The sequence below is a fragment of the Microbacterium wangchenii genome (assembly GCF_004564355.1).
GTDB classification, from domain to species: Bacteria; Actinomycetota; Actinomycetes; order Actinomycetales; family Microbacteriaceae; genus Microbacterium; species Microbacterium wangchenii.
On record NZ_CP038266.1, the window covers coordinates 1,618,441 to 1,633,100 of the forward strand.

At 70.0% G+C, this 14,660-nt stretch carries 13 protein-coding genes; 10 read left to right on the plus strand and 3 right to left on the minus strand.

Going from position 1 to position 14,660, the window contains the following annotated elements:
- Nucleotides 1-60 precede the first annotated feature (60 nt).
- From uvrA to E4K62_RS07745, 10 genes are all read left to right on the plus strand, one after another.
- On the plus strand, nt 61-2,976 hold the full coding sequence (gene uvrA / locus E4K62_RS07700) for an excinuclease ABC subunit UvrA (RefSeq protein ID WP_135065736.1): 2,916 nt from the start codon (nt 61-63) through the stop codon (nt 2,974-2,976).
- Nucleotides 2,977-2,996: 20 nt separating this feature from the next.
- Nucleotides 2,997-4,886, plus strand: coding sequence for an excinuclease ABC subunit UvrC (gene uvrC / locus E4K62_RS07705; protein WP_135065739.1), 1,890 nt, complete (start codon nt 2,997-2,999; stop codon nt 4,884-4,886).
- Between the two features lie 21 nt (nt 4,887-4,907).
- Nucleotides 4,908-5,786 (plus strand): RNase adapter RapZ, encoded by an 879-nt coding sequence (gene rapZ, locus E4K62_RS07710; RefSeq protein ID WP_135065742.1) that lies wholly within the window; start codon nt 4,908-4,910, stop codon nt 5,784-5,786.
- Nucleotides 5,787-5,841: 55 nt separating this feature from the next.
- Nucleotides 5,842-6,819, plus strand: coding sequence for a DNA-binding protein WhiA (gene whiA, locus E4K62_RS07715; RefSeq protein ID WP_135065745.1), 978 nt, complete (start codon nt 5,842-5,844; stop codon nt 6,817-6,819).
- A 131-nt stretch (nt 6,820-6,950) separates the two neighbouring features.
- Entirely contained in the window at nt 6,951-7,577 is a 627-nt protein-coding gene (locus E4K62_RS07720) for a superoxide dismutase (RefSeq protein ID WP_135065748.1), read from the plus strand.
- Between the two features lie 101 nt (nt 7,578-7,678).
- On the plus strand, nt 7,679-8,683 hold the full coding sequence (gene gap, locus E4K62_RS07725) for a type I glyceraldehyde-3-phosphate dehydrogenase (protein WP_135065751.1): 1,005 nt from the start codon (nt 7,679-7,681) through the stop codon (nt 8,681-8,683).
- Nucleotides 8,684-8,691: 8 nt separating this feature from the next.
- A complete protein-coding gene (locus E4K62_RS07730; RefSeq protein ID WP_135065754.1) occupies nt 8,692-9,909 on the plus strand; it encodes a phosphoglycerate kinase in 1,218 nt (405 codons plus the stop codon).
- Nucleotides 9,897-10,688, plus strand: coding sequence for a triose-phosphate isomerase (gene tpiA, locus E4K62_RS07735; RefSeq protein WP_135065757.1), 792 nt, complete (start codon nt 9,897-9,899; stop codon nt 10,686-10,688). The genes E4K62_RS07730 and tpiA overlap by 13 nt, the downstream gene beginning before the upstream one ends.
- Before the next feature lie 61 nt (nt 10,689-10,749).
- A complete protein-coding gene (gene secG, locus E4K62_RS07740) occupies nt 10,750-10,998 on the plus strand; it encodes a preprotein translocase subunit SecG (protein ID WP_135065760.1) in 249 nt (82 codons plus the stop codon).
- A 1-nt stretch (nt 10,999) separates the two neighbouring features.
- Nucleotides 11,000-11,356 (plus strand): RNA polymerase-binding protein RbpA, encoded by a 357-nt coding sequence (locus E4K62_RS07745; protein WP_135065763.1) that lies wholly within the window; start codon nt 11,000-11,002, stop codon nt 11,354-11,356.
- A 22-nt stretch (nt 11,357-11,378) separates the two neighbouring features.
- Here E4K62_RS07745 and pgl read toward each other — a convergent pair whose 3' ends face one another.
- Genes pgl through zwf form a run of 3 tightly spaced genes read right to left on the minus strand, consistent with a single transcriptional unit; the run spans nt 11,379 to nt 14,660 of the window.
- On the minus strand, nt 11,379-12,170 hold the full coding sequence (gene pgl, locus E4K62_RS07750) for a 6-phosphogluconolactonase (protein WP_135065766.1): 792 nt from the start codon (nt 12,168-12,170) through the stop codon (nt 11,379-11,381).
- On the minus strand, nt 12,163-13,113 hold the full coding sequence (locus E4K62_RS07755) for a glucose-6-phosphate dehydrogenase assembly protein OpcA (RefSeq protein WP_135065769.1): 951 nt from the start codon (nt 13,111-13,113) through the stop codon (nt 12,163-12,165). The genes pgl and E4K62_RS07755 overlap by 8 nt, the downstream gene beginning before the upstream one ends.
- Nucleotides 13,110-14,660 (minus strand): glucose-6-phosphate dehydrogenase, encoded by a 1,551-nt coding sequence (gene zwf / locus E4K62_RS07760; RefSeq protein WP_135065772.1) that lies wholly within the window; start codon nt 14,658-14,660, stop codon nt 13,110-13,112. Before zwf ends, E4K62_RS07755 begins: the two co-directional genes overlap by 4 nt.

Sequence of the window (14,660 nt, forward strand, 5' to 3'; positions counted from 1 at the left end):
AGGATGTGCGCTGGGCGCGAACCCAGACCCCGTGTCGGAGGCCCCGCCTAGACTTGACGGGTGCCCATCCTTCCTGTCGCCCTGCCCGGAAACACCAGTGGAAAGCTCAGCGTGCGGGGTGCGCGCGTCCACAATCTGAAGGACGTCGACCTCGACATCCCGCGCGATTCGCTCGTGGTCTTCACCGGCCTGTCCGGCTCCGGCAAGTCCAGCCTCGCGTTCGACACGATCTTCGCCGAGGGCCAGCGCCGCTACGTCGAGTCGCTCAGCGCGTACGCACGTCAGTTCCTCGGCCAGGTCGACCGGCCCGATGTGGACTTCATCGAGGGACTGAGCCCGGCCGTCTCGATCGACCAGAAGTCCACGAACCGCAACCCCCGATCCACGGTGGGCACGATCACCGAGATCCACGACTACATGCGTCTGCTGTGGGCGCGCATCGGCGTGCCGCACTGCCCCGTGTGCGGAGCGCAGATCCAGCGCCAGACCGTGCAGCAGATCGCCGACCAGCTTCTCGAACTGCCCGAGCGCACGCGCTTCCAGATCGTCGCGCCGGTGGTGAGCCAGAAGAAGGGCGAGTTCGTCGACCTCTTCAAGGAGCTCAGCGCCAAGGGCTACGCGCGCGCGGTCGTGGACGGCGAGCTCGTGCAGCTGGCCGAACCGCCGACCCTCAAGAAGAGCTACAAGCACGACATCGCCGTCGTCGTGGATCGCCTCGTCGCCGGCCCCGACATCCTCGGTCGCGTCACCGACTCCGTCGAGACCGCCCTGAGCCTTGCCGGCGGGGTCATGCAGGTCAACTTCGTCGACGAGGAGGGGGATGCCGCGTGGCAGTCCTTCTCCGAGAAGCTCGCGTGCCCCAACGGCCACCCGCTGCAGCTGACCGAGATCGAGCCGCGTACGTTCTCCTTCAACGCGCCCTTCGGGGCCTGCCCGACCTGCTCGGGACTCGGCACGCGCATGTCGGTGGACGTCGACCTCATGCTCGGCGACCCTGAGCTGTCGATCCGCGAGGGCGTCATCATCCCCTGGACGACGCAGGGCAAGGGCCTGTTCCAGTACTACGAGCGGCTGCTGGAGGGTCTCGCGCGCGACCTGGACTTCTCCCTCGACACCCCGTGGCACCGCCTGCCGGCCGACGTGCAGGACGCGGTGCTGCGCGGGGAGAACTACAAGGTCACCGTGAAGTGGAAGAACCGGTACGGCCGCGAGATGCGGTACGCGTCGGGATTCGAGGGCGTCGTGCCCTACATCGAGCGGCAGTACCTGCAGGCCGAGTCCGACACGCAGCGGCAGCGCTGGTCGGAGTTCCTCCGCGAGGTGCCGTGCCCCGTGTGCGACGGCGACCGCCTCAAGCCGGAGGTGCTCGCGGTGCTCGTGCACGGCCACTCGATCGCCGAGGCATCGCGCCTGAGCCTCTCCGACGCGCAGGCCTTCTTCGCCCAGCTCGAGCTCACCGACCGCGAGGCGCACATCGCCGCCCAGGTGCTGCGCGAGATCCGCGTGCGGCTGGAGTTCCTCATCGAGGTCGGGCTCAACTACCTCAACCTCAGCAGGTCGGCCGGATCGCTCTCCGGCGGCGAGGCGCAGCGCATCCGTCTCGCGACCCAGATCGGCTCCGGCCTCACCGGAGTGCTGTACGTGCTGGACGAGCCCTCGATCGGCCTGCACCAGCGCGACAACCGCCGCCTCATCGACACCCTCGTCAAGCTCCGCGACCTCGGCAACACGCTCATCGTCGTCGAGCACGACGAGGAGACCATCCACGCCGCCGACTGGATCGTCGACATCGGACCGCGCGCGGGCGTGGACGGCGGCCACGTCGTGCACTCCGGGCCCCTCGACGCGCTCCTGGCGGAGGAGGGGTCGATCACCGGCGACTACCTCGCCAAGCGCCGCGAGATCCCGACGCCGAAGAAGCGCCGGCGCATCGACAAGAAGCGGCAGATCTCCGTCGTCGGCGCGCGCGAGAACAACCTCAAGAACGTCACCGCCGACTTCCCCCTCGGAGTGCTGACCGCCGTCACCGGCGTCAGCGGCTCGGGCAAGTCGTCTCTCGTGAACGACATCCTGTACGAAGTGCTCGCCACGCGCCTGAACGGTGCGCGCCGCGTGCCCGGCAAGCACACGCGCGTGACGGGCCTGGACAACCTCGACAAGGTCGTGCACGTCGACCAGGCGCCCATCGGCCGGACGCCCCGGTCCAACCCCGCCACCTACACCGGCGTGTTCGACCGCATCCGCACGCTCTTCAGCGAGACGCCCGAGGCCAAGGTGCGCGGCTACCAGCCCGGACGGTTCAGCTTCAACGTCAAGGGCGGACGCTGCGAGGCGTGCGCGGGTGACGGCACGATCAAGATCGAGATGAACTTCCTCCCCGACGTCTACGTCGACTGCGAGGTGTGCCACGGCAAGCGGTACAACCGCGACACCCTCGCCGTGCACTACAAGGGCAAGAACATCGCCGAGGTGCTGGAGATGCCCATCGAGGAGGCGGCGGAGTTCTTCGAGCCGATCCAGGCGATCCACCGCTACCTCAAGACGCTCGTGGACGTCGGTCTCGGATACGTGCGACTCGGACAGTCGGCCACGACCCTCTCCGGCGGCGAGGCGCAGCGCGTGAAGCTCGCCACCGAGCTCCAGCGTCGCAGCAACGGCCGCTCGATCTACGTGCTCGACGAGCCCACCACGGGTCTGCACTTCGAAGACGTGCGCCGGCTCCTGGAGGTGCTCAACAGCCTCGTCGACAAGGGGAACACCGTCCTGGTCATCGAGCACAACCTCGACGTCATCAAGTCGGCGGACTGGATCATCGACCTCGGCCCCGAGGGCGGCTCCGGCGGCGGGCAGATCGTGGCGACCGGCACGCCGGAGCAGGTCGCGCGAGCACAGGGCAGCCACACCGGCGCGTTCCTGGCCGAGGTGCTGGGGATGCGCGAGGCACGCGAGCCGGAACTCGAGCGCAAGGCCGGCTGAGGGTGGCATCCCGCGAGCGGATGTCGCAGCTTCCGTACCGCCCGAAGCCCGGCGAGATCCCCACCAATCCCGGCGTCTACCGGTTCCGCGATGCCGACGGGCGCGTGCTGTACGTCGGCAAGGCGAAGAACCTGCGGGCGCGCCTGTCGAACTACTTCGCACCGCTGCGTTCGCTGCACGAGCGGACGCGGCGCATGGTCACCACCGCCGCATCCGTGGAGTGGACGGTCGTGGCCAGCGACGTGGACTCCTTGCAGCTGGAGTACATGTGGATCAAGGAGTTCGATCCGCCGTTCAACGTGCGCTACCGAGACGACAAGTCGTACCCGTTCATGGCGATCACCCTCGCCGACGAGGCGCCGCGGGTGATCGTCACACGCAACCGGCGCATCCCCGGCGCCAAGTACTTCGGGCCCTACCCGAAGGTGTGGGCGGTGCACGACACGATCGACCTGATGATCAAGGTCTTCCCGATCCGCACGTGCAGCGACGCGTCGTACCGCAAGGCCATGCAGTCCGGGCGGCCGTGCTTCCCCGGGCAGATCGGACGCTGCGGCGGACCATGCTCGATGAAGGTCACGATCGAGGAGCACCGCGCGATCGTCGACGACTTCGTCGCCTTCATGGCCGGCGGCGACCAGCGTTTCACCAAGGCGCTGACCGCGCGGATGCGGGAGGCCTCGGCCGCGATGGACTACGAGGCGGCCGCGGGCTACCGCGACAAGCTGCAGGCCATCGAGGCGGTGCTCAACAAGAGCGCCCTCGTGCTCGCCCCCGACACCGACGCCGATCTGTTCGGCATCGCGGAGGACGAACTGGCTGCCGCCGTGCAGCACTTCGTCGTCCGCGGCGGCCGCGTCCGGGGTGTGCGGGCCACCACGATCGAGAAGGAGATCGACATCTCCGGAGCGGATCTGGTGGACCAGGTGCTCCAGCGCACCTACGGAGACGCCGCCGCCGCCGACATCCCCAAGCAGGTGCTCGTGCCGACCCTGCCCGAAGACACCGCCGAGCTGGAGGCGTGGCTGCGCGAGCGGCGCGGCACGAACGTCACGATCCAGGTGGCTCAGCGCGGGCGCAAGGCCGAGCTGCTGAAGACTGCGACCCTCAACGCGCAGCAGGCGCTCATGCTCCACAAGACGCGCCGCACGAGCGACTACGTCGCGCGGTCGCAGGCGCTGACCGATCTGCAGGAGGCACTCGACCTCGCCGAGGCGCCGCTGCGCATCGAGTGCTACGACGTGTCGCATCTGTCGGGTACGAACGTCGTGGCCTCGATGGTGGTCTTCGAAGACGGGCTGCCGCGCAAGGATCAGTACCGCTCGTTCGGGGTCGCCGAGACCACCGACGACACCGACTCGCTGTACCAGGTGCTCACGCGGCGCCTGGCCTACCTCGACCGGCCGGAGGAGCCGGAAGCGGAACCGGTGACCGATCCGGATGCGGAGGTCGTCACCACCCGCAAGCGCCCGCGCTTCGCCTACCGGCCGCAGCTGCTGGTGGTCGACGGCGGGAAGCCGCAGGTGGAGGCCGCCGCGCGGGCGCTGGCGGACGCCGGACACGAGGAGATCGCGTTGTGCGGGATCGCCAAGCGGCTCGAGGAGGTGTGGCTGCCGGGGGAGGAGTACCCGGTGATCCTGCCGCGCACGAGCGAGGCGCTGTACCTGCTGCAGCGGCTGCGGGACGAGGCGCACCGCTTCGCGATCCGGCATCAGCGCACGCGTCGCAAGCGCGACATCACCAGCGTGCTGTCGGAGGTGCCCGGCCTGGGGGAGGCGCGCATCAAGGCGCTGCTGCGGCATTTCGGGTCGGTCACGGCGCTGCGGGAGGCATCCCCCGAGCAGATCGCCGAGCTCCCCGGCATCGGCCCGAAGCTCGCGGAGGCGGTCCACGCCCATCTGGCTCGCTAGGCTGGGGTCCCGGGGGTGGTCATGACCGATCAAGCACGTCACAGCGGCGAAGTGCTGATCGTCACCGGCATGTCCGGTGCCGGACGCACGACGGTCGCCAACGCGCTGGAGGACCTCGGCTGGTACGTCGTGGACAACCTGCCGCCGCAGATGTTCCGCCCGCTGCTGGAGCTCACCGAACTGGCCGGCGGCGCCGTCCCGCGCGTGGCCGTCGTGGTCGATGTGCGCGGCGGCGAGCTGTTCTCCGACCTGCCCCGTGTCATGGAGATCCTGCGCGCCGGGCGGCAGGTGCGGGTGGTGTTCCTGGACGCCGGCGACGACGTGCTCGTGCGCCGGTTCGAGGCGGTGCGCCGGCCGCATCCGCTGCAGGGCGACGGCACGATCCTGGACGGGATCCGCCGCGAGCGCGAGCAGCTGGCCGAGGTGCGCGCGTCGGCCGACGTGCTCATCGACACCTCCACGACCAACATCCACCAGCTCACTTCCCGCGCGGTCGAGCTGTTCAGCGAGGAGGGTGCGGCCCGTCACACCGTCACGCTCATGAGCTTCGGGTTCAAGTACGGCCTGCCCACCGATGTCGACATGGTCGCCGACATGCGGTTCCTGCCCAACCCGTACTGGAAGGACGACCTGCGCCCCCTCAGCGGCGAGGACGCTCCGGTGCGCGAGGAGGTCCTCGCCCAGCCCGGCGCCGCCGAGTTCCTGGACGCCTACGCGGCAGCGCTGGCTCCCGTGCTCGCCGGGTATCAGCGGGAGAACAAGCGGCACTCCGTCGTGGCCATCGGCTGCACCGGCGGACGGCACCGCTCGGTCGTGATGGCGCGGGAGCTGGCAGAGCGCCTGCGCGGCACTCCGGGAGTCGCCGTGCGGGTCGCACACCGTGACCTGGGTCGTGAGTGAGATGGGCGCCGAGTAGTCTGGACTGTTGTCCCCACCCGCCGTCCCGAGGAGAATTGTGCCGCTGACCGCCGACGTGAAGGCCGAGCTGACCACCGTCCGCGATCCCCGACCGACGGCTCGCGTCGCCGAGCTGACGGCGCTGCTGCGCTTCTCCGGGGGGCTGCACTCGATCGCCAACCGGGTCGCCGTGGAGGCCGAACTCGACTCCGAGCTGCTCGCGCGCCGCGTCGCGCGCGACCTCATGGAGCTCTACGGCGTGCGCCCCGAGCTCGTCCACGTGCAGGGCTCGGGCGGACGCACCGGCGGGCACTACGCCGTGCGCGTCATCGAGGCGGGGGAGACCCTCGCGCGTCAGACGGGCCTGCTCGACCAGCGCCGTCGCCCGGTGCGGGGCCTGCCCAACAAGCTCACCACCGGCTCCCGCGCCGACCTGGCCGCGGTGTGGCGCGGCGCGTTCCTCGCGGCGGGCTCGCTGAGCGAGCCGGGCCGCTCGGCGTCACTGGAGATCGCGTGCCCCTCGCCCGAGGCCGCGATGGCGCTCGTGGGCGCCGCGCATCGCATCGGCGTGCCCGCGAAGGCGCGTGAAGTGCGCGGGGTGCCGCGCGTGGTCGTGCGCGACGGCGAGGCGATCCGGGCGACCCTGGCCGAGATGGGCGCCCGCCGCACCGCCGCCGAATGGGACCAGCTGCGTCAGCGCCGAGAGGTGCGCGCGGGCGTGAACCGCCTCGTCAACTTCGACGACGCCAACCTCCGCCGCTCGGCGCAGGCCGCCGTCGCCGCGTGCGCCCGTGTCGAGCGCGCGCTGGAGATCCTCGGCGACGACGTCCCCGACCACCTCCGCGAGGCGGGCGACCTGCGCCTGGCCCACCGCGACGCGAGCCTGGACGAGCTCGGCCACCACGCCGACCCGCCGCTGACGAAGGATGCCGTGGCCGGCCGCATCCGCCGGCTCCTCGCGATGGCCGACAAGAAGGCCGAGGCCGAGGGCATCCCGGGCACCGAGTCGGCCGTCCCCGTCGGCGCAGAGGACTGACGAGCACCGCAGCTAGCGCGCGCCGTGGCGGGAAGCAACCGGGGTGCGCGCGCGTTGGCGCTCACTAGGATGAAACACGTCATCCTCGCTGCGCCGGGGTTCTCGGCGCGCGCCGAACGGAAGAAGAGAATATGGCGAAGTACACCTTGCCCGACCTCCCTTACGACTATGCCGCGCTGGAGCCGCATATCAGCGGCAAGATCATGCAGCTGCACCACGACAAGCACCACCAGACCTACGTCACGGGTGCCAACACCGCGCTGGAGCAGCTCGCCGAGGCCCGCGAGACGGGCAACCTCGCCAACGTCAACAAGCTGACCAAGGACCTCTCGTTCAACCTCGGCGGGCACGTCAACCACTCCATCTTCTGGACGAACATGTCGCCGGACGGCGGGGACCAGCCCACGGGTGAACTGGCCGCGGCTCTCGACGACGCCTTCGGCTCGTTCGAGAAGTTCCAGGCCCACTTCACCGCTGCCGCGCTGGGCGTGCAGGGCGCAGGCTGGGCCGGCCTGTTCTGGGACTCCATCGGCGAGAACCTCGTCATCCAGCAGATCCAGGACCAGCAGGGTCAGATCGCCGCGGCCACCGTGCCGCTGCTGCTGCTGGACGTGTGGGAGCACGCGTACTACCTCGACTACCTCAACGTCCGCGTCGACTACGTCAAGGCGTTCTGGAACATCGCGAACTGGGCCAACGTCCAGGACCGCTTCGCGACGGCCCGAGTGAAGACCGCAGGTCTGCTGGTACTGTCGTAAACGGCGGAGGTGTCCCGGTGGGACCCCCGCCGGGACACCGTCGTCCACCCTGGAACAGCATTTCCCACCGCGCTTCGCGCACAACATTCAGGAGTGACTCCGTGACCGTCAAGATCGGGATCAACGGCTTCGGCCGGATCGGACGCAACTACTTCCGCGCGGCGCTCGCACAGGGTGCCGACCTCGACATCGTCGCGGTCAACGACCTCACCGACAACAAGACCCTCGCCCATCTCCTGAAGTACGACTCGGTCACGGGCCGCCTCGACGGCGACGTCTCGTTCGACGAGAAGTCCATCACGGTCAACGGCAAGTCCTTCCAGGTGTTCGAGGAGCGCGATCCCGCGAACCTCCCCTGGGGCGAGCTGGGCGTGGACATCGTGATCGAGTCCACCGGCCGCTTCACGAAGGCCGAGGATGCGCGCAAGCACCTCGAGGCCGGCGCCAAGAAGGTCCTCATCTCCGCCCCCGCCACCGGCGAGGACGGCACGTTCGTCATGGGCGTGAACGAGCAGGACTACGACGCGGCGACGATGCACATCATCTCCAACGCGTCGTGCACCACGAACTGCCTCGCGCCGCTGGCGAAGGTCTTCAACGACGCGTTCGGCATCGAGCGCGGTCTCATGACCACGGTGCACGCCTACACCGCCGACCAGAACCTGCAGGACGGCCCGCACAAGGACCTGCGCCGTGCGCGCGCCGCCGCCGTCAACATCGTCCCCACCTCCACCGGTGCCGCCAAGGCGATCGGCCTCGTGCTGCCCGAGCTCAAGGGCAAGCTCGACGGCTTCGCGCTGCGCGTTCCGATCCCCACCGGCTCGATCACCGACCTGACGGTCACTTCATCCCGCCCGGTCACGGTCGACGAGGTCAAGGCCGCGTACAAGGCTGCCGCCGAGGGGCCCCTGAAGGGCATCCTGAAGTACACCGAGGACGAGATCGTCTCCAGCGACATCGTGACCGACCCGCACTCGGCCATCTTCGACTCGGGTCTGCTCCGCGTCCTCGGCGACCAGGTCAAGCTGTCGGCGTGGTACGACAACGAGTGGGGTTACTCCAACCGCCTGGTCGACCTGACCGAGTACGTCGCCGATCGCCTGTAAGGCCCATCATGGCTCTGCGCACCCTCGCCTCTCTGGGGTCGCTCGCAGGCAAGCGCGTCGTCGTCCGTTGTGACCTGAACGTCCCCCTGCGGGACGGGGTCATCTCGGACGACGGGCGCGTGCGTGCGTCGCTGCCCACCCTCAACACGCTCATCAACGCCGGCGCCCGCGTCGTCGTGTGCTCGCACCTCGGCCGACCCAAGGGTGAACCCGACCCGCAGTACAGCCTCGCCCCCGTCGCCCAGCGGCTGTCGGAGCTGCTGGGCAAGCCCGTCGCGTTCGCGCGCGACACCGTGGGCGAGTCCGCCCACGACGCCGTGGCCGCCCTGGCCGACGGCGACGTCGCGGTCCTGGAGAACCTCCGCTTCAACGCGGGGGAGACGGCCAAGGACGACGCGGAGCGCCGCGCCTTCGCCGAGCAGCTCGCCGACCTCGGCGACGCGCTGGTGTCCGACGGGTTCGGCGTCGTGCACCGCAAGCAGGCCAGCGTCTACGACCTCGCCGAGATCCTCCCCTCCGCGGCGGGGCTGCTCATCGAGGCCGAGGTCGACGTGCTGGACCGCCTCACCGAGAACCCGCAGCGTCCGTACACGGTCGTGCTGGGCGGCTCGAAGGTGAGCGACAAGCTCGGCGTCATCGAGCACCTGCTCCCACGTGTGAACCGCCTGCTCATCGGCGGCGGCATGATGTTCACGTTCCTCGCCGCGCAGGGCCACAAGGTCGGCGCGAGCCTGCTGGAGCAGGACCAGATCGACACCGTCAAGGGCTACCTCGCTGATGCGGCGGAGCGGGGCGTGGAGATCGTGCTGCCCGTGGACGCCGTCGTGGCGGCATCCTTCTCCGCCGACGCCGACCACGTCGTCGCCGAAGCCACCGCGCTGGAGGACACCCCCTTCGGAGCATCCGGCATCGGCTTGGACATCGGACCGCGCACGGCGGAGACCTTCGCCCGGGCGATCGCCGACAGCCGCACCGTGTTCTGGAACGGTCCCATGGGCGTGTTCGAGATGGCGCCCTTCGCCGCAGGGACACGCGCCGTCGCGCAGGCCCTGACGGAGGTCGACGGCCTCAGCGTCGTCGGCGGCGGGGACTCCGCAGCCGCCGTGCGCCAGCTGGGCTTCTCGGACGACCAGTTCGGCCACATCTCCACCGGCGGCGGTGCCAGCCTGGAGTTCCTCGAAGGCAAGAAGCTTCCCGGACTGGAGGTCCTCGGATGGGCGCAGTAGCCCGCACCCCTTTCATCGCAGGCAACTGGAAGATGAACCTCGACCACCTGCAGGCGGTGGCGTTCGTGCAGAAGCTGCACTGGACGCTCAAGGAGGCCAAGCACGACGCCGGCACCGTCGAGGTGGCGGTCTTCCCGCCCTTCACCGACCTGCGCACCGTGCAGACGCTCATCGACGCCGACAAGATCCCGTTCGGCCTGGGTGCGCAGGATCTCTCCACGCACGACTCCGGTGCGTACACGGGTGAGATCTCGGGGCAGTTCCTGGCTAAGCTCGACGCCCGGTACGTCATCATCGGCCACTCCGAGCGCCGGCAGTACCACGCCGAGTCCGACGAGATCGTGGCGCAGAAGGTGCAGGCCGCGCTCCGTCACGGACTGATCCCCGTCATCTGCGTGGGCGAGACCGCGGAGGACCTGGAGGAGTTCGGCGCGAGCGCCGTGCCCGTCGGGCAGCTGCAGACGGCTCTGGCCGGAGTGCCCGCCGACGCCGACATCGTCGTGGCCTACGAGCCGGTCTGGGCCATCGGCTCGGGACAGGCCGCCACGCCGGATCAGGCGCAGGAGGTGTGCGCCAAGCTCCGCGAGGTCGTCGGCTCCGCGCTCGGCCCGGATGCGGCGGCGCGCACGCGCGTGCTCTACGGCGGGTCGGTGAAGTCGGGAAACATCGCCAGCTTCATGCGCGAACCCGATGTCGACGGCGCCCTCGTGGGCGGCGCGAGCCTCGTCGTGGACGAGTTCGCCGCGATCGTCCGCTTCCAGAAGCACGTCGGCGTCTAGCGCTCCGACTACACTGGACCCTTGTGCGACCGGGGAGGGTCGCCACGAAAGGCTTTCGACTGTGCAGATCATCGAGTTCGTCCTGCAGGTGCTGCTGGGCATCACCAGCCTCCTGCTGACCCTGCTGATCCTGCTCCACAAGGGGCGCGGCGGGGGGCTGTCCGACATGTTCGGCGGCGGCATGACCTCCGCTCTGGGCTCGTCGGGGCTGGCCGAGCGCAACCTCAACCGTTTCACCATCGTCCTGGCCCTCGTATGGTTCGTGACCATCGTCGGGCTGGGCCTCATCACGAAGTTCCAGGGACTCTGACATGGCGACAGGCGGCAACGCGATCCGGGGCACGCGCGTAGGTGCGGGCCCGATGGGCGAACAGGACCACGGCTTCCACGCCGACCGCATCACGGTCTCGTACTGGGATGCGCTGGGCAATGAGACCGTGCGGCACTTCGCCGCGGGCATCCCCGAGGAGGAGATCCCCGAGACGATCGACTCGCCGCACTCGGGGCTCCCGGCCGGCCGCGACAAGGCGAACCCGCCGGCGCTGGCCAAGACCGAGCCGTACAAGACGCACCTGGCCTACGTGAAGGAGCGCCGCACCGAGGAAGAGGCCGAAGCCCTCCTCGACGACGCGCTGCAGTCGCTGCGCGAGCGCCGCGGCCAGGCCTGACCCTCGTCCCCGAGGCCGAGGGTCAGTACTCGCGGTCGATGAGGGTGGGCGGTACCTGCGCGGCGGCCGCCTCGTCCACGAAGAGGATCGTGCGCTTGCGTCCCTTCGCGCCCGCGGCGGGAACGCTCAGGTAGCTGGCTCCGGCCAGCGCCAGGCCGAGGGCCGACGCCTTGTCGGCACCGGCGAGCACCATCCACACGCGCTTGGACGAATTGATCACGGGGCGCGTGAGCGAGATGCGCTCGGGGGGCGGCTTGGGCGAATCGCGTACGGCCGCCGTCGCGCGGTCGGTGATCTGGATCTCCGGGCGGTCGGGGAACAGCGAGGCGATGTGCCCGTCGGGTCCCACCCCCAGGAAGCAGATGTCGAAGCTCGGCCAGGGCCCGGTCTCGGAGCGGTCCGCCGGGGCGAACTGCGCGAGCTCGTCGGCGTACGCGGTGGCCGCGGCATCCAGGTCCAGCGTCTCATCGCTCGAGGCCATCGCGTGGATGTTCTCGGCCGGCAGGTCCAGGCCCTCGAGCAGGGCGTCGCGCGCCTGACGCTCGTTGCGGTCGTCGGAATCGCGCGGGACCCAGCGCTCGTCGCCCCACCAGAAGTGCACGCCGGACCAGTCGATCCGTGCGACCCGCGGGTCGGCGGCCGCCGCGCGCAGCACGGCACCGCCCATCGACCCGCCGGTGAGGCAGATGTGGACGGTCTTGCCGCGCTCCACCTGCTTGCTCACGCGGTCGATGAAACGCCGGGCGACCGAGGTCGCCAGCGTCTCGGCGTCGTCGCTGATGACGACGCGCTTCTCGGTACCGGCATCAGCCACGATCGCTCCCGTCCCGGCCACGGGCCAGCAGCTCCATGCCCTCGGTGATGACGCGACCGTACAGCACGTCGGGGTCCAGGCGCCGCAGCTCCTCCGCGAGGCACTCGCGCAGCGTCCGCCGCGGGAATGCCAGCTCGTGGGAGGGCTGGCCGGGCTGGGTGAGCACGGCCACCCCCGGCGTGGGGCGCTCCAGCAGGGTGTCGCCGTTGGATCGGGTGAGTCGCACGCTCTTGATGCCGCCGCGCCACTGGTCGGTGGGGACGTACTCCGAGTCGACGGGCACCCCGAGCTTCAGGCGCAGCCATGCCGCCAGGAGCACCGTGGAGGGGGAATCGGCGGCGCCGCGCACCTGCACCGCCGTGACCGGCACGTACGGAGGCTGGTCGAGGACGGCCGCGAGCTGCTCGCGCCAGCGCGTGAGGCGGGTCCAGGCGAAGTCGGTGTCGCCGGGGGAGTGGTGGCTGCCGAGGGCATCCACCCACGCGGCCGGGTCGGGCTGGTTCGAGGCGTCGGTGATCCGTCGCTGGGCGATGCGGCCCACCTCCGACTCCGCCGGCGAGGCGGGGGGATCGGCCGGCCACCACGCCACGACGGGCGCGTCGGGCAGCAGGAGCCCCGTGACGAGGCTCTCCGCGTTCGAGCCGGCGGCGCCGTAGACCCGGAGCACGACGACCTCGCTCGCGCCGGCGTCGCCGCCCACGCGGATCTCGGCATCCAGGCGCGGACGGCCGTCCTCGTCGTTGATCATGAGGACGATGACGCGCATCGGATGCTCCCGCGATGCGTCGTTGGCGGCCTCGATGACCTCCTCCTCCGCGCCGTGATGCGTCACGATGATGAGCGTCAGCACGCGTCCGAGGGCGACCGCGCCACCCTCCTCGCGCACGTTGACGAGCGCCTTGGAGATCTTGCTGACGGTCGTGTCGGGCAGGTCGATGATCACGGGCGCCTCCAGGTGCGGCCGTCGCGGGCGAGGAGTTCATCGGCCGAGGCCGGACCCCACGATCCCGGCGAGTACTGTTCGAGGGGTCCGCCCTGTTCGGCCCAGTACTCCTCGATCGGGTCGAGGATGCGCCAACTGAGCTCGACCTCCTCGTGACGGGGGAACAGGGGCGGGTCGCCCAGGAGCACGTCCAGGATGAGGCGCTCGTAGGCTTCGGGGCTGGCCTCGGTGAACGCGTGCCCGTAGCCGAAGTCCATCGTGACGTCGCGGACCTGCGTGCCGTCGCCGGGCACCTTGGATCCGAAGCGGATCGTGACGCCCTCATCCGGCTGCACGCGGATGACGAGCGCGTTCTGCCCGAGCTCCTCGGTCTGGCTGCGGCTGAACAGCAGCTGCGGGGCGCGCTTGAAGACCACGGCCACCTCGGTGACGCGCCGGCCGAGGCGCTTGCCCGTGCGGAGGTAGAACGGCACGCCCGCCCAGCGGCGGGTGTTCACCTCGAGCTTGACGGCGGCGTAGGTCTCCGTCGTGGAAGCCGGGTCCATGCCGTCCTCTTCGAGGAAGCCGGTCACCTGCTCCCCGCCCTGCCACCCGCCGGCGTACTGTCCGCGTGCCGTGGCGAGGGAGAGGTCTTCGGGCAGGCGGACCGCGGCGAGCACCTTCTCCTTCTCGGCGCGCAGGTCTCGCGCGTTGAAGCTGATCGGCTCCTCCATCGCGGTGAGCGCCATGAGCTGCAGGAGGTGGTTCTGGATGACGTCGCGCGCCGCGCCGATGCCGTCGTAGTACCCGGCCCGTCCGCCCACGCCGATGTCCTCGGCCATCGTGATCTGCACGTGGTCGACGTAGTTGCGGTTCCAGATCGGCTCGTACAGCTCGTTGGCGAAGCGCAGCGCCAGGATGTTCTGGACCGTCTCCTTGCCGAGGTAGTGGTCGATGCGGAAGATCGAGTCGGCCGGGAAGGCCGTCTCCAGCGCCGCGTTGAGCTCACGGGCCGATTCCAGGTCGTGCCCGAACGGCTTCTCGATGACCACGCGCCGCCAGCCGGAGTCGCCGTCGGCGGTGCTGCCGACGAGGCCCGATTCCTTCAGCTGCTGCGCCACGAGAGGGAACGCCTTGGGCGGGATGGAGAGGTAGTACGCGTGGTTGCCCATGGTGCCGCGTTCGACGTCGAGGCTCTCGACGGTCTCGCGCAGGCGGCGGAACGCATCGGGATCGTCGAACTCGCCCGGCACGAAGCGGATGCCCTCCAGGAGCTCCTTCCACGTCTCGTCGCGGAACTCGGTGCGCGCGTACTGCTTCACGGCGTCGTGGACGACCTCCGCGAAGTCCTGGTCCTCCCAGTCGCGGCGGGCGAACCCGACCAGCGCGAAGCCCGGGGGCAGGAGCCCGCGGTTGGCGAGGTCGTAGACGGCGGGCATGAGCTTCTTGCGCGACAGGTCGCCGGTGACCCCGAAGATCACGAGAGCGCTGGGGCCCGCGATGCGGCTGAGCCGGCGGTCCTCCGGGTCGCGCAGCGGGTTGTGTCCCTGCGAGATCTCGACGGTCAT